The following is a 555-nucleotide window of genomic DNA, read 5'->3' as shown; positions in this document are numbered from 1 at the left end:
GCCTCACCCCCGGGCTCGTCGCATCCATCCCAATCCCGCACTGGTGCCGGCGGCCGGACGGTACTCACAACCCACCCAGCCGTCGTAACCGCTTTCATCGATCACGGCGAACAGGTGGTCGATCGCCAGCTCACCGCTGTCCGGTTCGTGCCGGTCGGGGACTCCGGCGATCTGCAGGTGCCCGACCCGACCGGTCGGGATGTCCGATCGCAGCCGGACGGTCACATCGCCCTCGGTGATCTGACAGTGGTAGAGATCGAGTTGCACCTTGAGGTTCGGTGCCCCGATCTCATCCACGATCTGATGCGCCTCGCCCTGCAGGCTCAGCAGGTAGCCCGGCATGTCACGTTGGTTGATGGGTTCGATCAGCACGTCGACGTGACCGGCGGCCTGCGCGGCAGCCCAAGCGAGGTTGCCGCGGTAGACCGCCAGCCGTTCCTCTCGGTCGGCATCGGCCGGGAGCACCCCCGCCATCACGTGGATCCGTGGGCAGTTCAGCGCCGAGGCGTACTCCAGTGCGCGCTCGAAGCCAGCCCGGAACTCGGGCTCCCGGCC

General features: G+C 67.7%; 1 protein-coding gene. It reads right to left on the bottom strand.

All coding sequences use genetic code 11. The features are described from left to right. Nucleotides 1-3 precede the first annotated feature (3 nt). Nucleotides 4-555: hydroxypyruvate isomerase family protein (locus RM590_RS35470; protein ID WP_311708936.1), on the bottom strand; the 552-nt coding region annotated here is incomplete at its 5' end.

The sequence above is a fragment of the Streptomyces litchfieldiae genome (assembly GCF_031845365.1).
In the GTDB taxonomy this organism is placed as follows: domain Bacteria; phylum Actinomycetota; class Actinomycetes; order Streptomycetales; family Streptomycetaceae; genus Streptomyces; species Streptomyces litchfieldiae.
The sequence above is the reverse complement of the archived record's forward strand: the minus strand, read 5'-3'. Positions and strand labels throughout refer to the sequence as shown.